Origin of the sequence: Flavobacterium salilacus subsp. salilacus (assembly GCF_004634195.1) — a bacterium.
Classification (GTDB): Bacteria; Bacteroidota; Bacteroidia; order Flavobacteriales; family Flavobacteriaceae; genus Flavobacterium; species Flavobacterium salilacus.
In genome coordinates this window covers 331,876-353,885 of sequence record NZ_SKBP01000002.1, presented here as the reverse complement: position 1 = coordinate 353,885, position 22,010 = coordinate 331,876, and the positions used below count along the sequence as shown (strand labels likewise).

14 protein-coding genes are annotated in these 22,010 nt (G+C 38.9%); 10 read left to right on the top strand and 4 right to left on the bottom strand.

All coding sequences use genetic code 11. The features are described from left to right. Nucleotides 1-8: 8 nt before the first annotated feature. The 4 genes from E0W68_RS04585 to gldJ form a co-directional block, all read right to left on the bottom strand. A complete protein-coding gene (locus tag E0W68_RS04585) occupies nt 9-902 on the bottom strand; it encodes an NmrA family NAD(P)-binding protein (protein WP_135218229.1) in 894 nt (297 codons plus the stop codon). A 113-nt stretch (nt 903-1,015) separates the two neighbouring features. Then, nucleotides 1,016-2,758 carry an APC family permease gene (locus E0W68_RS04580; protein WP_135218228.1) on the bottom strand — a complete coding sequence of 581 codons (1,743 nt, stop codon included), beginning with the start codon at nt 2,756-2,758 and terminating at the stop codon, nt 1,016-1,018. A gap of 106 nt (nt 2,759-2,864) precedes the next feature. Then, nucleotides 2,865-4,148, bottom strand: coding sequence for a UDP-N-acetylmuramoyl-tripeptide--D-alanyl-D-alanine ligase (locus E0W68_RS04575; RefSeq protein ID WP_135218227.1), 1,284 nt, complete (start codon nt 4,146-4,148; stop codon nt 2,865-2,867). A gap of 61 nt (nt 4,149-4,209) precedes the next feature. Further along, nucleotides 4,210-5,883, bottom strand: a complete 1,674-nt coding sequence (gene gldJ / locus E0W68_RS04570; protein WP_135218226.1) for a gliding motility lipoprotein GldJ — start codon at nt 5,881-5,883, stop codon at nt 4,210-4,212. A 207-nt stretch (nt 5,884-6,090) separates the two neighbouring features. On the opposite strand from gldJ, the gene porU reads away from it, so the two are divergent. The 10 genes from porU to E0W68_RS04520 all read left to right on the top strand — a co-directional run bounded on the left by porU (nt 6,091) and on the right by E0W68_RS04520 (nt 21,996). Next, nucleotides 6,091-9,921, top strand: coding sequence for a type IX secretion system sortase PorU (gene porU / locus E0W68_RS04565; RefSeq protein WP_135218225.1), 3,831 nt, complete (start codon nt 6,091-6,093; stop codon nt 9,919-9,921). A 41-nt stretch (nt 9,922-9,962) separates the two neighbouring features. After that, nucleotides 9,963-11,276, top strand: coding sequence for a type IX secretion system outer membrane channel protein PorV (gene porV / locus E0W68_RS04560; protein WP_135218224.1), 1,314 nt, complete (start codon nt 9,963-9,965; stop codon nt 11,274-11,276). A 3-nt stretch (nt 11,277-11,279) separates the two neighbouring features. Next, nucleotides 11,280-11,762 carry a cytidine deaminase gene (gene cdd / locus E0W68_RS04555; protein WP_135218223.1) on the top strand — a complete coding sequence of 161 codons (483 nt, stop codon included), beginning with the start codon at nt 11,280-11,282 and terminating at the stop codon, nt 11,760-11,762. Between the two features lie 187 nt (nt 11,763-11,949). Then, nucleotides 11,950-12,951, top strand: a complete 1,002-nt coding sequence (pdhA, locus tag E0W68_RS04550) for a pyruvate dehydrogenase (acetyl-transferring) E1 component subunit alpha (protein ID WP_135218222.1) — start codon at nt 11,950-11,952, stop codon at nt 12,949-12,951. Nucleotides 12,952-12,953: 2 nt separating this feature from the next. Continuing rightward, nucleotides 12,954-14,612 carry a pyruvate dehydrogenase complex dihydrolipoamide acetyltransferase gene (locus E0W68_RS04545; RefSeq protein WP_135218221.1) on the top strand — a complete coding sequence of 553 codons (1,659 nt, stop codon included), beginning with the start codon at nt 12,954-12,956 and terminating at the stop codon, nt 14,610-14,612. A gap of 103 nt (nt 14,613-14,715) precedes the next feature. Beyond that, on the top strand, nt 14,716-15,666 hold the full coding sequence (locus E0W68_RS04540) for a M20/M25/M40 family metallo-hydrolase (protein WP_135218220.1): 951 nt from the start codon (nt 14,716-14,718) through the stop codon (nt 15,664-15,666). Further along, complete coding sequence (locus E0W68_RS04535) at nt 15,666-16,343, top strand: SDR family NAD(P)-dependent oxidoreductase (RefSeq protein WP_135218219.1); 678 nt, start codon at nt 15,666-15,668, stop codon at nt 16,341-16,343. Before E0W68_RS04540 ends, E0W68_RS04535 begins: the two co-directional genes overlap by 1 nt. Nucleotides 16,344-16,358: 15 nt before the next feature. Next, nucleotides 16,359-16,955 (top strand): SprT-like domain-containing protein, encoded by a 597-nt coding sequence (locus tag E0W68_RS04530; protein WP_135218218.1) that lies wholly within the window; start codon nt 16,359-16,361, stop codon nt 16,953-16,955. Between the two features lie 78 nt (nt 16,956-17,033). Further along, entirely contained in the window at nt 17,034-18,095 is a 1,062-nt protein-coding gene (locus tag E0W68_RS04525) for a mannose-1-phosphate guanylyltransferase (RefSeq protein ID WP_135218217.1), read from the top strand. A 130-nt stretch (nt 18,096-18,225) separates the two neighbouring features. Then, on the top strand, nt 18,226-21,996 hold the full coding sequence (locus E0W68_RS04520) for a T9SS type B sorting domain-containing protein (RefSeq protein ID WP_135218216.1): 3,771 nt from the start codon (nt 18,226-18,228) through the stop codon (nt 21,994-21,996). The last annotated feature ends 14 nt before the right edge of the window (nt 21,997-22,010 follow it).

Here is a 22,010-nt window from a genome sequence, read left to right as displayed (position 1 = left end):
AATCAATTTTAACTTAAGGAAGCAGCAAATTCTTTAGCAAAATCTGCCATTTTTACTTTACCCATAACAGCCGGTTTGTTACGGTAAAAATCTTCTAATAATTTCCCGTTATAAAGGCTCGCATACATTTCGACTAATCCTGCAGCAACTTTTGGGTTCATGCCTATTGCTATCAACCCATTGAGTGCATCTTCATCCGGAATTAATTTCCATTTTAAATTGGGTTTACCAATAGCTGCTCCTATAATTTTTGCTGTTTCATCTCCGGTTAGCTCTTCGCTTACTACATACCGCGTTTTCCTGCCTATGAGCGGTGTTGTAAGCTCCTCTGCAACTGCCGTGGCAATATCTTTAGGAGAAACCCAAGGTATGCTGCGCTCCGCACCATAATTAGCAGCAATAACTCCCTCGCTTTTTATCATATCTGTATAACCATACAGGTTGTAGTAGAAAGCCGTAGGACGTATATGGGTTATAGCTACATCCGATGACAATTCGTTCAGAATACCCTCTACATTATGGGCACCAAGCAAAATACCATTATTTTTATTTAAATGGGCACCAATACTACTAAGGTTAACCACACGTTTTATGTTCGATTTTTTGATGGCTTGTGCATAATTATGCCCAATTTTTTCGTAATATGCTATAAGGTTGAGGTTGGGGTCGAAGTAATTGTTTGGGGGCACCATACTGTACACGGCATCTGCACCTGCAAAAGTGTTTGCAAGAAAATCTGCATTTTCCAGTGAGCCAATGGCAGCGACAGCACCTAGTGCTTCAATATCCTTTTGTTTCTCGTTATTACTGCTCACTACTATAATTTCGTGACCTTTTTGCACTAACGCTTCAGTTAGTGGTTTGCTGATGTTTCCTAAAGAACCTGTTACTACAATTTTCATATTTCTGTATTTTTTGATATTACAAAGTTGCGTAACAAAAAAGAAACAGATGTAACCAAACCTACTGATGTTGTAGTTAAAAATAGGAGTATTACTCCGGGTAAAGATACTTTTTACATTATCAGACGAACACCGCCCAAATCGGCTACTTTATAGGGGAATTTATCGCCGGGAGAACCTATAAACATAAAGTTTTTGGGTATATTCCATTCCCGAGATAAATCATCAATCAAATCAGGACCAAAAACCCCTTTAATTTCTATAAACTGTATGTTTATTTCAGGATATGCCCTGTCGAGTACTTTCAGGTCTTTTTTCAAATCTTCATTACCATTACTTTCATGCAGTACATTTACAATTTTCAAGTTTCTTGTCGTTTCGTTCTGCTGTACATATTGCATTACTTTATTCAGTATAGCTACATCATCGCCTTTGGTAAAAAACACAAACTCTTGTGCATTTATTTTTCGTTGCATTTTTTGCAGGTAGCGGTTACTTATTATTACGATTCGTCGTATAGGTTTATAAAAGTACTCCAAAGCGTCGAGGCTTATTTGTATTATGGCAGACCTGTTGAGCATTATTATAACAAATATAATTGCCGGAATCAGGTATTTTATAAAAGTGGTAAAAGCTTCTTTGTTAAGCACAACATTGCCGTAAAATGCCATTACTACAAAGGCGATGGCAACAACAACAGAGATGCCTTTGGCGCGTTCCGGTCTTGGCAGTCGCTTTCGTTTTATTTTCAGCAGTAAATTACCAATACCAAAAAGACACATTACAGCAAGAAAAGAAAAGGTATAAACGCCTGCCAATGCCTCCAGAGCACCTTCGGTTACTAAAAATACAGATACACAGAGAATGAAAAAGCTAATGATGATACGGTAACTTGATCCTCTTTTATTTTCTTTAAGAAAAAAATTGGTCAGTATCCTGTCAAGTGTCATACGCTTTAACAATCCTGAAACACCTACAAATGATGTAAGTACCGCTCCGCATAATACCATTACGGCATCTATAGATATTAGCCACGATAACCAGCTTCCGCCTGTAGTATGCCCAAGGTAGGAGAGTAGCGACTCCTGATGGTCGCCTATTTGGGTCATTGGTATTATGGCAATAAGCAATATAGCTATTACAGGATTAAAAAAGCTGACAATGGCCCACATATTACGAAGTGTTTTTGGGAACACTCCGTTTTTTTGCTCTTCTACAAAGTTGGCAGAGCTTTCAAAACCGGATATACCCAGCATGGCTGCCGAGAAGCCTAAAAATAGTATATAGAATATACTATGGGTTGTTGTGGGAACCTCCCAGTTGAGGTGAAAGGTTTCCATACCGTTAGAAAACAAAAAGAATATTGACACCAGTACCAACAGCGACAGCGATATCAGGTGGAAAATAAATATAAATACAGCTACCATAGCTGATTCGCCTATACCTATTATCGATAATCCTGTAAAAATCACTAACACCACTATTGTAGCTATATGGATATTTAAGCCGCTAAATATGGTTTCCAGATAATGCATAGCTTCTGTTGCCGATATTACAGCTGTTGCCATATATGATAGCACCGTGAGTACCGCAGCTATAGAGGCAACCCTTTTTGAAGAAGTATTGAGCAATACATTATAAGCACCTCCGTTTAGGGGTAGTGCGCCAACTACTTCACCATAAATTCTTCGGAATAAAAAAAGTACAAAAGCCACGATAAGTAAGGATATCCATGCATATTGCCCGGCGTGTCCTATGGTTAAAGCAGATACATACAAACAGGAAGAGCTAATATCGTTACCGCAAATTGCTGTTGCCTGCAATTCGTTCAGCTTATGAGAAATTTTGTTTTTCATTACTCTGAATTTTTATTTGCCATAGTGTTTTATACTTATCCTACGTGATAAGGTTCAGGCAGGCAATATAAAGAAAGCAATTGGTGTTTCCTAAATATGTAATATTCTATAAAACTTCCATAACCCTTTCCAGTGCCATACCTCGCGAGCCTTTAATGAGCAATGTACTGTTTTTTATTTTTTGCTTTGCGAAATGACTGTTGAAATCATCAAAAGTTGCAAAAAAATGTATGTTTTCTTTTTCAATTTGATTTGTAAAAAAGGCTTTGCCCACAAAATAAATCTCAACGTTGTCCAAATGCGCCAATAGGTAAACTATTTTTTTATGCTCTTCGGTACTTTCAGCACCCAATTCAAACATATCGCCCAGTATGGCAATTTTATTTTCGCCTTCAAGCTGCAAAAAATTAGTTATGGCAGCACCCATACTGCTTGGGTTGGCATTATAAGCATCCAGTATTATTTTGTTTCCGTTTTTCTCAATCAGTTGCGATCGGTTATTGTTAGGAATGTAGGCTTCGAGTGCATTTTTAATCTTTATATCGCTTACTTTAAAATACGTCCCGATAGCAATAGCCGCACTTATATTAGCTGCATTATATATACCTATCAGGTTAGTTTGTATTTCTTGAGATTTGTAAACAATCTTTACCATAGGATTTGCTGTTATAGCTTCGATATTTACATCACAATTATGATTATTAACAGCAAATGTAAACCGGGAAATGGTTGCTGTTTTTTCTTTTTGAATAGAATCGTCAAGATTTACAAACGCAGTTTTTACATGGTTTTTAAGGTAGGTATAAAGCTCACTTTTGCCTTTAATTACCCCTTCATACCCGCCAAAGCCTTCTAAATGTGCCTTTCCGAAATTAGTGATGTATCCAAAATTAGGTTCGGCTATATCACAAAGCAATTCTATTTCTTTTTGATGGTTGGCTCCCATTTCTACAATACCTATTTCAGTATCTTTAGTAAAAGAGAGCAGTGTGAGAGGTACACCGATATGATTGTTGAGGTTGCCTACTGTTGCCGTAGTATTATATTTGGAAGAAAGTACAGTATTAATAAGCTCCTTTGTAGTTGTTTTTCCGTTGCTGCCTGTTAGGGCTATAATCGGCAGTCCAAGCGTTCTTCTATGAAAATTGGCTAATTTTTGTAAAGCAATAAGCGTGTTATCCACAAGAAGTATTCTTTCATCCGTTTGATATTCAGGTTCATCTACTACGGCATATTTTGCTCCTTTTGCCAAAGCCTCCTCTGCAAAAGTATTAGCATTAAAATTATCTCCTTTCAGAGCTATGAACAATGTGTCAGATTCAATTTTTCGGGTATCTGTAGCTATTGAAGCACATTGGTTAAAATAACTGTAGAGTTGGGCTATGTCCATATATGAAAAAAATAAAGCCCTAAGATAGGGCTTTATTAAATATTTTTGTGTTGAAATTTATTTAATTTCTGGCAGTTTTTCTGCTTGATTTTGGTCCTACTTTAGACATTGCACATCTAAACCCGATGTAATCAGTAGCCATATCTTGCGGGAAATATCTTCTTTGAGAAGGGTCTAACCAGTAAGCCCTGTCTCTCCATGAGCCTCCTTTAAATACTCTTACGTTGTCATTTACCAGTGTAGTTCTTGTGGAAGAATCATCCCACTGACGCTCCATCTCACCGATACTGTCAACACCTACATAGTGTTTAGGAGAGTCATACATTTTTCTGTTATCATCAAGCCCGTCCTCTTCGTTAGCATCATAACTGTAGTATCTGGACGATTGTACATCACCATCTCTATAGTTTCTGTTATCACTTCTTGTATAGTTTTGTCTTAAGAAAACATCATCAGCAGTAATTTTTTCCTGAGCAATTTGTCCCGGTAGGTTTCTGTACTGTATGCGTCCGTTGCTTAGCGTGTCATACTCTATAGTTTCAGCGGTTACAATTTCAGCTCTTCCGTCATCGCCAATTTTGTTTTTCATATAAACGTTACCTCTGTAGTAGTTAAAGTCATTTCCTTCATCATCTACTATTGGGCGATATACGTCGGCAACCCATTCGGCTACGTTACCAGCCATGTCATAAAGACCAAAATCGTTTGGTGGGTAAGATTTAACAGGTGCAGTAATATCTGCATTGTCATCAGACCATCCTGCGATTCCGCCGTAGTCACCTTTACCCTGCTTAAAGTTAGCAAGCTGATCGCCTTTGGTTTGTCTTTTACCGTTACGGGTATATTGTCCTTTCCAAGGGTATTTTTTATTACCTCTGTACAGGTTGTACTCACGGTTACCCACAAGTGCAATAGCAGCATATTCCCATTCTGCTTCAGTAGGCAGTCTGTACTCAGGTAATATTAAACCTGAAGTTCTTTGGGCATATACATTTTTAGCTTCTTCATCGCCTGCCAGTTTATTTCGTGGGCCTTTGTAAACGATTTCTTCGTTACCTCCGTAACTTTTGCTTGGGCTTTCAAGGTAAGCCTCTGTGCTAAAGGTACTCTCGGCAGTAACATCAAGTACTTTAGCATCTCTTTTAAGATAACCTTCTCTTTCAAGAACTGACTCGTTTACACGGTCTGTTCTCCACTTGCTGAACTCTACAGCTTGTATCCAGTTAACACCTACCACAGGATAATCGCCATAAGCGGGATGCCTTAGGTAGTTGTTTGTCATTGTTTCGTTGTAGCCAAGTGCACTTCTCCATACCAATGTATCGGGCAGTGCTCCAACGTAAATATTTTTATAGTTTTCCTCACTCGGGGGGTACACTCTTTTTAGCCAGTCCAGGTACTCCATATACATAACATTGGTTACCTCTGTCTCATCCATGAAGAAAGATTGTACGTGTTGCTGGGTTGGAGTATTGTTCCAATCGTGCATAACATCGTCAGCTACCCTACCCATAGTAAATGTTCCACCTTCCACTTCAACCAGTCCGGGTGCAGTTTCCTGCTGTTTGTACTTTGAGTTGTGCTGGAATCCGCCTTTCTTGTCATTAATTTTCCAGCCTGTAGCCGAAGAAGTATTCCCGCTACCGCCAGATCCTTTTTTACTACAACCAGTAAAACCAACTGTTACGGCCAGTGCCATAAACAATTTTAAAGCAGTGTTCTTGTTAATTCTCATCTTCTCTATGTAATAAATTTCGTGGCGCAATATAATAATTAACCGCTAAACCACAACATGATTTTAAAAAATTTAATAAAAATCCAAATTTATGTTAAATGTGTCTTTTTAGAACGGGCTTTTTAAAGTAATATTGCATTCCGCAACGCTTAAAATAATTTTAATTTTTTTGTAATATATTTTTTCTATTCGCGTTCTCTCAAAGTGATGAAATACCAATTACCATTATACATATTATTATACAGCTTATTTTCGCTGACTTCTTTCGGGCAGCAAAGCGGTGTTTTTACATTAGAGTGGAAGGATAATGTACCGTCATTTATTGGTGATGTGGCAGTAACCCTGCCGGAATTCCAATCGGAATATATGTATTATGATGCAGATAACAGGCAATTATTTTTTTCAAACAATATTCCCGTTACTGCTGCTGTAAATCCGAATTCGTTACGTATTACCAATGTGGTTTACGAAAGTATAACCCCAAGCCAGCTTGGCGATATTTCTGATGCTAAAATTGGCAATGCTCCAAATGCTGCGGTTTCGGCAATAAAATCTCGTGACGATTGGTATGCTAAGCTAAAGCTGTCACCTATTATAAAGGAAGGCTCGGGCTACAAACGCATTAAATCTTTTTCCTATTCCTTTACCTTTAATGCACAGCAACGCACTGTAAAAAGCACCAACAGTTTTACATCCATATCCAACTCTGTACTTGCTTCAGGAGCTTGGTATCGTTTTTATGTAGAAAAATCCGGGGTATATAAAGTTACCCGAAGCTTTTTACAACAGTTGGGCTTTGATGTTAATACCGATCCTCGAAATATAAAAATATATGGTAATGGCGGACGGATGCTGCCATTGCTTAACGAAGTAGATTATCCTGCCGACCTTGCTGAGAATGCAATACAATTTATAGGAGAGGAAGACGGAAGTTTTGATAACAGCGATTATATATTGTTTTATGCCGAAGGGGTAGATAACTGGAATGCCGATAGCCGCACACATAGTAACCTTTTTGCCGATAGGTCATACTACTATGTTACATCAGCAGGCGGAACGGGCAAGCGCATCAGTACAATGCCTGAACCTGTGGGCGCTCCTGATGTTACTACGACCAGTTTTGATGAATATTTATATCATGAAAAAGATTTGGTAAGTATTGCGCGACTGGGCAGGAAATGGCATGGCGAGCAGTTTAATGTTGAAAACGAACAAGAGTTTGAATTTGAAATACCCAATGTTGTGGCTACTGATGCTACAATAATAGTAAGCGCGGCAGCAGCCTCTATAAACAGCACAAGTATGTCAGTCAATGTAAATGGGCAGGATGTAGGCAGCTTAACCTTTCAATCACAAGGGCAATATGATTCAGGATTTGACGGTTACCTTAGTTCAACGTTTACACCTTCAAGCAATGTTACGGTTTCGTTAAATTATAATAATGGGGGTGTGCCCACTTCGAATGCCTGGCTTGATTATATTATAATAAAAGCCAAAAGAAATCTGACAGGTAACAACAAACAGTTTCGTTTTGAATACAATGACGCTGCTAATAATATAGGAGTCATTCAATACCAATTTACCAATGCATCCGGCATAAATGCCGTTTGGGATATTACCGATCTATATAATGCCACCAAAGTAGCCGATAACAATGCATCGCAATTTTCTTTTAAAGCCACTATGGGCGAGGTAAGAAAGTATATAACAGTTGTGCCATCAGATTATTACACGCCTTTAAGAGAGTCTAATGCACGTGTTGCCAACCAAAACCTGAAAGGCACTATATTCAATAATGCTCAGGGGCAGTTTCAGGATATTGATTATCTTATTGTAACTCCCGAGTTTTTACTTTCGCAAGCCGAATCTTTAGCCAATATTCACAGGTCGCAATCAGGTTTAAATGTAAAAGTAGTAACCCTTGATAAAATTTATCAGGAGTTCTCTTCCGGCAAACAGGATATAGGCGCAATCAGAAATTTTGTAAAATATATTTATAACAATGCATCTTCCGACCAAAACAAGATAAAATACGTAAATCTTTTTGGAGATGCCTCTTTTGATTTTAAAGACAGGATTCCTAATAACACTAACATTGTACCGATTTATCATGATTTTGATCCAAATAATACCGGGCGCGGTAATTATAGCATAGTAACCACCTATGTGTCGGATGATTTTTTTGTGATGATGGATGACGGAGAAGGGGCAGGCAGCGGCGCTGCCGATATTGCTGTAGGGCGTATTGTGGTGAGCACTACAACCCAAGCAGAAGAAATGGTAAACAAAGTAGCCGAATACCTTAGTGAAGAAGCTTATGGCAGGTGGCGTAACGAATATCTTATTATAGCAGATGATGCGGATGCTGCCAGCGATGTGAGCTTTGTGCCCGAACAGGAAGAACTGGTAGCAACTATAATTGCAAACAGACCTTTTATTAATATGCGAAAAGTATATATAGATTCTTACGTACAGCAGGCATCATCCGGAGGAGAACGTTATCCGGATGCTAAAGAGCAAATAATACGGTCTATAAACTTTGGTACATTGGTAGTCAATTATCTTGGGCACGGCAGCGAAAATGGTATCGCAAGTGAACGACTTTTAGAAGCGCAAGATGCAATAGCGTTTACCAACAGGTTTAAATATACCCTATTTATAACAGCCACCTGCGATCTTACCCGATTTGATAACCCCTATCGTACCACAGCAGGTGAGGAAATTTACTGGAACCCTACCGGAGGGGCTATTGCCATGATGACTACCACCAGGGCTATTTTTATATCGGCAGCTATTAGTTTTAATACCACGCTTGCCTCCAAGCTATATGCTTTTGATGGCGGGCAATACCCATCTATGGCGGAGGCATTGCGACAGGCAAAATCAAATCAGGAAACATACCGGTTAATAGCATTTGTGGGCGACCCGGCATTAAAGCTTGCTGTGGCAGAACCCAATATTGTACTCACTAAAATAAATGATATTCCCGTTGCCGATGTTACCGAACCTATAAAGTCACTTGAAAATGTAACCCTTGCCGGGAATGTTACCACCGAGAGCGGCAGCCTTTTAGCTAACTATAATGGCGAACTGGAAATAACGGTTTTTGATAAAAACATCCAGAGGGAGACGTTAAATAATGATGGTAACCTTCCTGAAAACACCCAGTTTAACACACTTGGCGAAACTATTTTCAGGGGTAGTGCAACCGTTAGAAACGGACAGTTTGACGTTAGTTTTGTAGTGCCCAGAGATATTCGCATACCTGTTGATAGCGGTCGTGTTAGTTTTTATGCAAAACGAAATGGCGTGTTTCAGGATCAAACAGGATACGATAATGATATACAAATTGGCGGAATTAATCCCAATGCAACCGAAGATAGAACAGCACCTGTTGTAAGGCTTTATATGAACGATGAGTCATTCGTGTCGGGTGGTATAACCAATAGTTCGCCTATACTGCTTGCATTTCTTCAGGATGAGCACGGAATTAATACCGCAAGTGGTATAGGGCACGATATTATAGGGATACTGGATGGCGACGAGACCAACCCATTTTTGATGAATGATTATTATGAAGCCAGTCTGGACGATTATACCAGAGGACAGGTTCGTTTTCCTTTTTCCGATCTTGAAAAAGGTTTACATACCCTAACGTTTAAAGCATGGGATGTGTATAATAACCTTGTTATAGCCGATATACAATTTGTAGTGGCAGGAGATGATGCCCTGGAACTGGAGCGTGTGCTTAATTATCCTAATCCGTTTGTAAGCTATACAGAGTTTTGGTTTAATCATAACCGCCCTTTTGAACCGCTCGATGTACAAGTACAGGTCTTTACCGTAACAGGAAAAGTGGTAAGAACCATCAATCAAACTGTAATTACCGATGGTTTTTTATGCAGAGAAATAACATGGGACGGACGCGATGATTTTGGCGATAAAATAGGCAAAGGGGTTTATATATATAAACTTACTGTTAAGTCATCAACAACAAACAAAACGGCGCATAAATATGAAAAGCTTGTATTGCTGTAAAAAATACTATATTTGTTACCTTTAAATTTTTAAAAACAGAAATGAAGAAGATTATTTTATTTACCCTCTCTGTATTGGGTGTACAAGTATCTGTTGCACAAGTAACGCAACAACCTTATACTATAGAACAAAGTAATGCCAGTAGTAGAGCAATTACTACAGGAGTACCTTTCTTATTAATAGCTGCCGATGCAAGAGCTGCTGGTATGGCAGACCAAGGTGTGGCAACATCTACAGATACTTATTCTCAGCAATGGAATCCTGCAAAATACGCTTTTGCGCTTGACGGGCAGGGAGTAGGTATTAGCTATACGCCCTATCTTACGGAAATAGCAGGTGATATATCATTGGCACAAGTTAATTATTACAGAAGATATAATGAAAGAAGTGCTTTTGCAGGTAGTTTTCGTTACTTCGGGCTTGGAGATATTGAGCTTAGGCAAACGCCTGATGATCCGGGAGTAATAAGAACTCCCAATGAGTTAGCAGTCGATCTTTCTTATTCACTTAAATTGAGCGAACGTTTTGCCATGGCAGTTGCCGGTCGTTTTATAAGCTCTAATTTAAGAATACCCGAAGCCTCCGGAGGCGGCGATGCCACTGCGGCAAATACATTCGCATTTGATGTGGCAGGTTTCTACCAGTCAGAAGAGGTAGCCTATACAGATTTTAACGGTCGTTGGAGAGCCGGTTTCAATTTCCAGAATATGGGGCCGAAGATTAATTACAATAATGATGAAGATACTAACAGTACCAACTCAAATTACTTACCGGCTAACTTGAGGCTGGGGGGTGGTTTCGATTTTATCTTTGACGAGTTTAATAAAGTAGCTGTAAATGTAGAGGTTACAAAGTTATTAGTTCCTACTCCTCCTGCAAAATATGATGCAATTGCTCGTCCGAGTTCAGATACTAATGGAGATGGGATTATTAATGGCGAAGATACCATTAGTGAAGCAGATTATGGAATTGCAGATGAAAAGCAAGCTGAGTTTGATGAGCAATATAGTCAGGACTTATTAGATTATAACAAAACAAGTTGGGTGTCGGGTATTTTCGAATCATTTGGCGATGCTCCGGACGGTTTTAGAGAAGAGCTTAAAGAGGTTACCTACTCGTTGGGTGCTGAATATACCTATCAGGATTCGTTTGCCTTCCGTTTAGGATATTTTAATGAAGATGATTCTAAAGGAGCCCGTAAATTCTTTTCGCTTGGAGCCGGTTTTAAATATACAGTGGTAAAAATAGACGTTTCCTACCTTTTCTCAGCATCACAAGTAAGAAACCCGTTAGAAAACACACTTCGATTCTCACTAACATTTAATTTTGGCGATACTACATACGACGAATATTAATAAATGGAAAACATCAGTATAATTTCAACCTTTACAGCATTCAATTCAGTAAATGAACTTCCTGAAGATGTAAAGATGTTAATGCAACAGGCAGTCGAAATAAGGAAAAAATCATACGCCCCTTATTCTAAGTTTCACGTAGGCGCTGCATTACTGCTTGATAACGGAGAAATTGTATTGGGTTCTAATCAGGAAAACGCAGCTTATCCGTCAGGGCTTTGCGCTGAGCGCGTAGCTGTTTTTTATGCGGGAGCAACCTATCCCGAAGCTAATATTTTAAAAATAGCCATTTCGGCAGCCTCCGAAGAAAAGAAGGTAGAAGAGCCTATACCGCCCTGTGGCGCATGCAGGCAGTCTATAGCCGAATATGAAATGAAACAGGATATTCCCATCGAAATTTACTTTATGGGCGAAGCGGGGAAAGTTTATAAATCAGACTCACTAAAAAACTTACTACCCTTAGTTTTTGAAAACAAATACTTGTAAAAATAAAAAAAGGATTTCATTGAAATCCTTTTTTTATTTAAAGTCACAGAAAAAAATAAAATACTTTGTTTTATTTTTTTAGTTATAAAACGTAAGTGTTATTTTTGCCTTTCGCAAATTTGTGTGAGGAAACGTTTTGCGTCAAAAATAAATTTTTTAAAATCACATTAGTAACAAATATTCAGAAATGAAAGAAATTACAAAAGAAGTTTATCTGAAGTGGTACGAGGATATGCAGTTTTGGAGAAAGTTTGAAGACAAGCTTGCAGCCTTATACATTCAGCAAAAAGTTAGAGGTTTCCTTCACTTATATAACGGTCAGGAAGCTGTACTTGCGGGCGCACTGCATGCTATGGATCTTTCTAAAGATAAAATGATAACAGCCTACCGTAACCACGTGCAGCCTATAGGTATGGGTGTAGATCCCCGCAGGGTTATGGCAGAGCTTTTAGGTAAAGCTACCGGTACATCGCAAGGACTGGGCGGCTCTATGCATATATTCTCTAAAGAACACGGTTTTTATGGCGGTCACGGTATTGTGGGTGCACAAATACCCGTAGGTGCAGGTATAGCTTTTGCCGATAAATATTTTGAAACAGGTGGTGTTACCTTAACCTATTTTGGAGATGGTGCCGCGCGTCAGGGATCACTTCACGAAGCCTTTAATATGGCTATGTTATGGAAACTTCCTGTAGTATTTATAGTGGAGAATAATGGGTATGCCATGGGTACATCAGTAGAGCGTACAGCTAATCATACTGATATATGGAAACTGGGGCTTGGCTATGAAATGCCATGTGGTCCTGTTGATGGTATGAATCCTGTAAAAGTAGCAGAGGCAATGCACGAAGCTATCGAAAGAGCAAGAAAAGGAGAAGGTCCTACCTTCCTTGAAATGAAAACCTACCGATACAGAGGGCACTCTATGAGTGACGCACAACATTATCGTACCAAGGATGAAGTAGAGGAGTATAAGAAAATTGACCCTATTACTCAGGTGCTTGATATTATAAAAGAAAACAACTATGCTACCGATGAAGAAATCGAGGCAATAGATAACAGAGTAAGGGATTTGGTAAGCGAGTGCGAACAGTTTGCCGAAGAATCTCCGTATCCTGATGCGAATGTAATGTACAACGTTGTTTACGAGCAGGAAAATTATCCGTTTTTACCACATAAACTACAATAATCATGGCAAAAATCATAACAATGCCGCGCTTGAGCGATACCATGACCGAAGGTACTGTAGCAACGTGGCTTAAAAAAGTAGGCGATACAGTAAATGAAGGCGATATACTTGCCGAAATAGAAACAGATAAAGCAACAATGGAGTTTGAGGCATTTGATGCCGGAACTTTATTGTACATAGGCGTTAAAGAAGGCGATAGCGCTCCTGTAGATTCGGTACTTGCCATTATTGGTAAGGAAGGCGAGGACTATCAGGCATTGCTTAACGGAAAAGATAATGGTTCTTCTGACGAAGAAGAACCTGCTGAAGATAAAAAAGGAGAAGAAAAAGAAGCTGAAAAAGAGGAGAAATCATCTGAGCCTAAAAAAGAAACTTCTTCTAAACTTCCTGAAGGAGTAAAAGTGGTTACTATGCCACGACTTAGCGATACCATGACCGATGGTACTGTAGCAACATGGCTTAAAAAAGTAGGCGATAAAGTAAGCGAAGGCGATATACTTGCAGAGATAGAAACGGACAAAGCTACAATGGAGTTTGAATCGTTTAATGCAGGTACACTTTTATACATTGGTGTAAAAGAAGGCGAATCGGCTCCTGTTGACAGCATTTTAGCTATTATAGGTCCTGAGGGTACAGACGTTAGCGGTATAGCTGAAAACTACAGTAAAGATGGCGGTTCATCTGAGGGTGAAAGCAAAGAAGAAGCTGCTCCTGCCAAAGAAAGTAAACCTGAAGCTAAGGAGGAAACAAAAAACGAAACTACAGAAGCTAATGATGGAGGCAGAATATTTGTATCGCCGTTAGCACGCAAAATAGCCGAAGAAAAAGGTATTAAACTCAATGAGGTAAAAGGTACAGGCGAGAATGGTCGTATTGTTAAGAAAGATATTGAAAACTATACACCGGAAGCTAAACAGCCGCAAGCAGCTTCACAGCAGCCTGCTGAATCGGCAGTAAAACCGTTTACACCTGCCGGAGAAGAAAGTACTGAGGAAGTTAAAAACTCGCAAATGCGTAAAGCAATAGCGCGTAGTTTAGGTAATTCTAAATTTACGGCTCCGGAATACAGCCTTACCATAGAGCTTGATATGGATGCAGCTATTGCGTCACGCGGTGTTATTAACGCATTGCCGGATACCAAAGTATCTTTCAACGATATGGTTATTAAGGCGTGTGCTATGGCATTGCGTAAACATCCGCAAATAAATACACAATGGAAAGACGATGTTACAATATACAATCATCATATAAGTATTGGTGTTGCCGTAGCGGTAGATGAAGGGCTGGTAGTACCCGTGCTTAAATTTGCCGATAATATGACGCTTTCCCAAATAGGGGCTAATGTTAAGGATCTTGCGGGTAAAGCAAGAAACAAAAAACTACAGCCTAAAGAAATGGAAGGCAGTACCTTTACAGTATCTAATTTGGGTATGTTTGGCATACAGGAGTTTACCTCAATCATCAATCAGCCAAACTCAGCTATCCTTTCAGTAGGGGCTATTGTACAAAAACCGGTTGTTAAAGACGGACAAATTGTAGTAGGTAATACTATGATGGTTACCCTTACCTGCGACCACCGTACTGTGGATGGTGCAACAGGAGCACAGTTCCTGCAAACACTAAAACAATATATTGAAAATCCGGTTACTATGCTGGCATAGTCCATACAGGATATACTACTATACTACCCGCTCTGTTTCAGGGCGGGTATTTTTTATGCTAACGGTTTTATTTTTCTTATTTTAGCTACATAAACTACATACTATGAACAGAAGACTGCTTTTATTGTTTATTGCTCTTGGGTATATTAATACATCATTTGCTCAAAAAAGTAAAAAAGAAAGTTATACCGTAAACGAACAACAAATTGCCGAAACATTACGCTTTCTGTCGTCAGATGACCTGCAGGGGCGCAACAGCGGTAGCGAGGGTATCGAGAAAGCAGCGCTTTTTCTGGAAGATGTTTTTACCAAAAACAGTGTTAAACCTTATTTTATTACGTACAGGGATACACTTTCTAATTTTGATAAACCGGCGTATAATATTGTAGGCTACCTTGAGGGTAATGACCCGAAACTGAAAGATGAATATGTAATTATCGGTGCGCATTACGACCATATTGGTATGGCGACTGCCATACAAAATGGTGATACCGTTTATAATGGTGCTGATGATAATGCATCGGGTACTACGGCAGTTACTGAACTGGTAAAGTATTTTGCCAAAACAAAAGCGAATAAACGCAGCATACTATTTTGCTTCTTCTCGGCAGAAGAAAAAGGATTGCTTGGGAGCTATCATCTTGCAGGCAAATTAAAGCAGGCAAATTTTATTCCGTATGTAATGCTTAATTTTGAAATGATAGGCGTGCCGTTAGGGATGGATATAGAAGCCTATGTTACCGGCTACAGCCGATCGAACATAACAGAGAAGATGAATGAGTATGCCGGAGCAAAATTATTTGGTTATACTGATTTTGCAGTAAAATATCAGCTTTTTAAAGCATCGGATAATTATCCTTTTTATTTAGAAATGAATATCCCTGCCCATACCGTATGTACTACTAATATGAATACTTTTCAGTATTATCATCATCTTGATGATGAATTTGAGAATATGGACACGGCACACATGGCGAGTTTTATGCAAAAGATGTTGCCCGTAGTCACAAAAATGATAAATGCCAAAACACACGAAATAGCACTTAAAAAATAATGAAAAACATAATAATAACCGGAACAAGCAGGGGTATAGGTTATGAAATGGCTTTGCAGTTTGCCGATGCCGGACATCAGGTATTAGCACTGTCGCGCAAAATACCGCAGGCATTATCAGCCCATAAAAATATTACCTGTTTTAGTGTTGATATTTCATTTGCTGAAGATTTAGATACAATAGTCCACTTTTTAAAAACGACCTGGAAAAAAGTAGATATACTATTGCATAATGCCGGAGCATTACTACTAAAACCTTTTGGCGATATAACAGCCGATGAGTTTGAATATATCTATAAGGTTAATGTATTTGGCGTAGCAGCATTAAACCGAGCCGTGTTGCCCTATATGCAAGCAGGAGGTCATGTGGTTACCATAAGCAGTATGGGAGGTGTGCAAGGCTCTGCTAAATTTGCGGGGCTATCGGCATACAGCTCCAGTAAAGGGGCAGTAATAACCCTTTCGGAACTTTTGGCAGAAGAATATAAAGAAAAAGGAATAGCCTTTAATGTATTGGCACTTGGCGCTGTAAATACCGAGATGCTGCAAGAAGCGTTCCCGGGATATAATGCACCGCTTTCGGCAAAAGATATGGCTGATTATATTTGCAATTTTGCCCTTACAGGGAATAAATATTATAACGGAAAGGTACTGCAGGTATCATCTACCACCCCATAGAGAATTATTAGTATTGTGAAGCATATTATCGCCCCATATTTACCCGAACATGCTGTTGACATCATTTTTGAGATGATTAAACACCATGGCGTAAATCTTAAAATAGTAAACGAAAGAGTTACACGGCATGGTGACTACAGGAGGGATGCGCGGGGTTATCATCAGATAACGGTAAATGCAAACCTTAACAAGTATCGTTTTTTAATAACCCTCGTACACGAAATAGCTCATCTTGCCGCATTTGAAAAATATGGGCGCAACATAAAGCCTCACGGGCAGGAGTGGAAATATACATTTCAGCAGTTAATGGTACCGTTCATTCGGCCTGAGATTTTCCCTAATCAGTTATTACCGCTGCTTGCAAGACACTTCAGAAACCCAAAGGCAAGCAGCGATACCGATGCTACATTGTCTATTGCATTAAAGCAATTTGATGAAAAGTCAGAAAAGAATTATATCTTTGAGATACCATATGGCAGTAATTTCCGCATCCATAACGGAAAAATTTTTAAAAAAGGGGCACAACGGGTAAAACGCTATGAGTGCCTTGAGATGAGTACGGGCAAAATTTATTTATTTAACCCTAATGCAGAGGTAGAGTTACTGCCTTAATTATGCTAAAGAGAGTAAAAATCCATTTTAACTGTATGGATTTATAAAATCTTTACTAAATATTTTTAAAACTAAGTGATGAATAATAATTATTATGCAGTAATAATGGCAGGTGGTGTGGGTTCAAGATTTTGGCCTGTAAGTACAGAAGAGTTCCCCAAACAATTTCATGATATGTTGGGAACAGGCGAAACGCTTATCCAGAAAACATTTAACAGGCTGACAAGAATAATTCCCCACGAAAATATATTTATTCTTACCAATGATAAGTATAACGATCAGGTTTTACAACAACTGCCTCAAATAAAACAGGAGCAGGTAGTACTCGAGCCTGCTATGCGCAATACTGCCCCTTGTATTTTGTATGCATCATTAAAAATCAAAAAGCTAAATCCGGATGCCGTTATGGTGGTAGCGCCAAGCGACCACTGGATAGAAAACGAAGATGCTTTTATAGATAACCTCAGCCGTTCGTTTGAATATGCCGAAAAAGAAAATGTGCTGATGACACTTGGCATACAGCCTACATTTCCTAATACAGGCTATGGGTATATTGAGTATAATAAATCAGATAACAATGCAGTAAAAAAAGTATCGCATTTTAGAGAGAAACCTGATTATGAAACAGCCAAAGCTTTTTTGAGCAGTGGCAACTTTTTGTGGAATGCAGGTATTTTTATTTGGAGCATAAAATCGATAATCAGTGCATTTCAGAAATTTCAGCCTGCAATGTATGCCCTTTTTGATGGCGGATATAATAACTATAACGTTGAAGGAGAAAGAGCTTTTATTGATGAAAATTATGTTAAGTCAGATAATATCTCTATAGATTATGCGGTAATGGAAAGTGCTGATAACGTGTATGTAATACCTGCAACTTTTGGCTGGAATGATTTAGGAACATGGGGTTCGCTTTATGATAAGCTCAACAAAGATGAAAACAATAATGCAGTAATTAATGCCGAAGTTTTCATGGAAAATACTACAAACAATATCATTCGTACGGATAAAGGTAAAACAGTAGTGATAGATGGTCTTGATAACTTTATAGTAGTAGATAGGGGAGATATACTCTTAATTTACCCTAAAAATAAAGAGCAGGAAATAAAAAAATTTATAAGCATTGTTCCTTCACCATAACATAGTATTATAAAAAAGTAAGGTTTTAAGGTAGGGTATAATCTGTTTAAGATGTTTCTGTTAAATTAGCTATCGATGCCATTGCCTGATTAACATAATATTTATCTTTATCAGGTTTAAAAAAAACTCTATGATTAATCACCTACCAATAAAAAAAACAATCGCTGTTTTTGTATTGCTTTTCTGTACGCTGTTTTCTTATGGACAACTTCCCGAATTTACGTTAACAGTTACACCCACGCCCCAAACCTGTTTGGGTAATGGAGCACTTACATTTACCGTTACAGGCAATGATCCTGCGGCTTCTATAGATTATGCAGTATATTTATTGCCCGATACTACCACACCCGTAACTGTTGTTACTGCTAATACTGCTACCGGGCTTTCGGCAGGCAGCTATCTTGTGGTAGCCACACAATCATTAGGAGCATTGTCTAACACAAGCCAGGCAAATGCTGTTATTGCCAATCAGGTAATACTGCTTACCTATGGTCTTACTACCCAAAAAGTACAATGTGGTAATGACGGATTGATTACCGTAAATGTACTTACGGGCAATGCAGTATCCTATGAAATATTATCAGGACCTGTAACCACACCACAACAGCCATCAAATGTTTTTAATAACTTACCTACAGGGTTATACACTATAAGGGTTTATGATAATTGTGGCGAGGCAGTGGTAAACACAGTTCAGGTAATACAGGATAATACAGCAATAAATATAGGAGGGCCTGTATTTATAGGCGGAGAATTGCCTGACTGTAATACCATAGTAGTGGGTAATAATTATACCGTTGCTACAAGCGGATACAATATTTTTTGGCCACTTACTTTTCAATATTCTGTATATCCGCCCGGAGGAGGCGCGCCGTCAATAGTTACAGAAACAGTAACAACCGGCAGTATTACAAATCCAAATACAGTATATGCAGAAATCCCTTTTTATAATGACCAGGAGTATCACTACGACTTAGTGGTAACCGATGCTTGCGGTAATATTTTCACCAGAAATAATAATGTAGTTGATCAAAAACTTCAGTTTGGCAATTCAGTAGATAACTTTGGTTGTAATGATAATTCACTTACTATAAATCCCATTAATTTTGTAGGGCCTGTTACAATTAGTTTTGATGTGGCACCCGCAGGGTTTAACCCGACCGATTATAACGTAAATCATCCTAATTTTGATGGCAGCGCAGTATATTTTTCAGAAGGTAACCCTGTACCGGAAGGAAATTATACCGTAACCCTTAACGACGCCTGCGGAAGAAGCTATACCGGAGATTTCGAAATTTCACCCCCGGAACTGCAACCACAGGTAAGCGTAAATGCAACATGTGGCTCAGATGTAGGCAGTGTAGAGATAGAAATTAATACCAGAATAATAACCAGTATAATAATAACCGAAGCCCACGAAGGGTATGAAGGAACTCTTCCTCAAGACGTAAGTGAGCTGGTAGATGGCGAGGGTATTTTTATGATGGGAGATTTGCCTTTAGGCAACTATACTTTTGAGATAATCGATTCCTGTGGCGATGAATATACAGAGGAGGTAGAAGTAGAGGTTACAGGCGGAAGCCCGAATATAAGCGTATTACAACGCCCCGGATGCGAAGAAGGCTTTGGCTCAATACGCCTTAATGCTGATGGTGACCTTGTAACTGTAATTATTACTGATGGTCCTGCAGAATATAGTGATACTTATCCTATAGATGTATCGGGCAATATTGCTACCAACGGCGATTTTTATATGGATTCGTTACCGGCAGGAAGTTATGAGTTTACCACTAATGATGAGTGCGGCATAGAGCGCATCAAATTGACAGATGTAATAGGTTATACCATACAAATCAATGAAGTAGAGGTAATACCTTATTGCGGTTCTTTTCAGGTAGATGTAAATCACTTTAGTAACGGTAATTATGTACAGTCGTTTTGGCTGCAACGCTATGACGAGGATACCGATACTTGGGGAGACCCTGTAACAGGCACACCCTATACCTCAGGCTTGCCAAACGGTGCGAACTCTGATGTTGTTGATTTAAATCTTGCCCCGGAGGCATTACCATTCTATTCCACCATAGGCGATTTTCGTATAATAAAGGCTTTCTATACTTATTCTAACAGTAGCACGGTAAATAGCTTTTGCTTCTCTGTTATAGATACTTTTACCTTTACCGGAGCACCTGTTATAACAGATGTATTTAGCTTTCCGTGTGCGGGCGGACTCACAGAAGTAGCCGTAGAGGTAGAGGGTGTGGCACCGTTTACTTACAAAATTACAACTAAAAACGGAGAGCCCTTTTTAGTTGATAACGGTACTTCGAATATATTTTCGGGTATAGAAGCAGCTTACTATAACTTTCAGGTTACTGATGATTGCGGTAATATAGTAAACGCCCAGTTCAATATAAATGCTTTAGACCCTGTTGCTATTTCTGCTTCAGGATTTTGTGAAGGAGAAGAAAGTACGCTTTCGGTACAGCCTTTCTCATTCCTTAATTATGAATGGTATGAAGCGTCAAACCCTGATAACATACTTAGTACCACAAACAGTCTGACCTTTCTTAATTTTGATTCAATAGCAGATTCAGGTACATATTATGTCAGTATAACCACTACTAACGAGAATTCTTGTATGAACCAAGTATTGGAATATGAAGTAACAGCTAACGCATTGCCTAATGCAGGTGGAGATGTAAGTAATACAGTATGTAATGAAGGAGCTGTTATTAACCTTACGGACTACCTTACTACTCCGCATGATAACGGTGGTACATGGGAAGATACTGATACAAGTGGCGCACTTACAGGAAATATGCTGGATACCGATGGTTTAGCAGCAGGAACTTACAATTTTAAATATACTGTAAACGGATTATGCGATTCTTTTGATGAAGCAATTATAACACTTACGCTAAACGATATACCGCAAACTCCTTCTTTAGCAGCAGTTAATCCCGTGTGTGAAGGTGAAGATGTTCAGTTTTCAGTTGTACCGCAAGCCGGGGTTACTTACCAATGGACAGGTCCTGACAATTTTACATCGGCAGATGCTAACCCGCTTATTGCCGATGCAGGCGTTTCTGCTACGGGAATATATAGTGTTACTGCTACGGCAAACGGTTGTACATCTCCGGTTGCTACCGTTAATGTAACCGTTAATGCAATACCTGCTTTTGACATACAAGGTGAAACCGCCTTGTGTGAAGGACAAAGTACAATAATAGGCGTAGCCCCGCAAAACTTTGAAACAGCGAATGTAACTTTTGAGTGGTATTATGAAGGAGAGCTTATATCAGGTGTTACAGACAGTGATATTCAGGTTTTTGAAATAGGTACTTATGAGGTGTTTGTGAACAATAGTGGTTGTGAAACATCAGAATCTGTAAGCATCACTCAAAATGTAGCAGGGTTTGAAGTAGCGCTTGAAGCCGGTTGTGAAAATTTTGAATACATTATTTCGATAACTAATATTGATGAAATGACCGGTTCGCAGTTTCAATGGTCAGGACCTGATGGTTATAGTTATACTGGTGAAGAAGCAGTAATAACAGACCTTGCAACAGGCGAATATTTTGTAACCGTTACCAATACTGAAGGCTGTAGTGTAGAAGCATCGATAATGGTAGAAAACACATCATGCTTTATACCGCGAGGTATTTCGCCTAATGATGATGGCTATAACCAAACATTTGACTTATCTAATCTTGATGTAAAAGACCTTCAAATATTTAACAGGTACGGGTTACAGGTATATGAAAGGGAGAATTATATAAACGAGTGGTATGGTCAGAGTGATAAGGGCGACCTGCCTACAGGAACTTACTTTTACGTGGTAACGTTATCCGCCGGTAAAAAAGTAACAGGCTGGGTATACCTGCAAAGAGAGCAATAAAAGAAAAAGAGAAG

Bases quoted from the DNA above. Each gene is read 5' to 3' on its own strand.
- E0W68_RS04575 (WP_135218227.1), bottom strand. From the start codon at position 4,148: ATGGACATAGCCCAACTCTACAGTTATTTTAACCAATGTGCTTCAATA.
- E0W68_RS04535 (WP_135218219.1), top strand. From the start codon at position 15,666: ATGAAAAACATAATAATAACCGGAACAAGCAGGGGTATAGGTTATGAA.
- E0W68_RS04520 (WP_135218216.1), top strand. From the start codon at position 18,226: ATGATTAATCACCTACCAATAAAAAAAACAATCGCTGTTTTTGTATTG.
- E0W68_RS04545 (WP_135218221.1), top strand. From the start codon at position 12,954: ATGGCAAAAATCATAACAATGCCGCGCTTGAGCGATACCATGACCGAA.
- E0W68_RS04580 (WP_135218228.1), bottom strand. From the start codon at position 2,758: ATGAAAAACAAAATTTCTCATAAGCTGAACGAATTGCAGGCAACAGCA.
- E0W68_RS04525 (WP_135218217.1), top strand. From the start codon at position 17,034: ATGAATAATAATTATTATGCAGTAATAATGGCAGGTGGTGTGGGTTCA.
- cdd (WP_135218223.1), top strand. From the start codon at position 11,280: ATGGAAAACATCAGTATAATTTCAACCTTTACAGCATTCAATTCAGTA.
- E0W68_RS04585 (WP_135218229.1), bottom strand. From the start codon at position 902: ATGAAAATTGTAGTAACAGGTTCTTTAGGAAACATCAGCAAACCACTA.
- porV (WP_135218224.1), top strand. From the start codon at position 9,963: ATGAAGAAGATTATTTTATTTACCCTCTCTGTATTGGGTGTACAAGTA.
- E0W68_RS04540 (WP_135218220.1), top strand. From the start codon at position 14,716: ATGAACAGAAGACTGCTTTTATTGTTTATTGCTCTTGGGTATATTAAT.
- pdhA (WP_135218222.1), top strand. From the start codon at position 11,950: ATGAAAGAAATTACAAAAGAAGTTTATCTGAAGTGGTACGAGGATATG.
- gldJ (WP_135218226.1), bottom strand. From the start codon at position 5,883: ATGAGAATTAACAAGAACACTGCTTTAAAATTGTTTATGGCACTGGCC.
- porU (WP_135218225.1), top strand. From the start codon at position 6,091: ATGAAATACCAATTACCATTATACATATTATTATACAGCTTATTTTCG.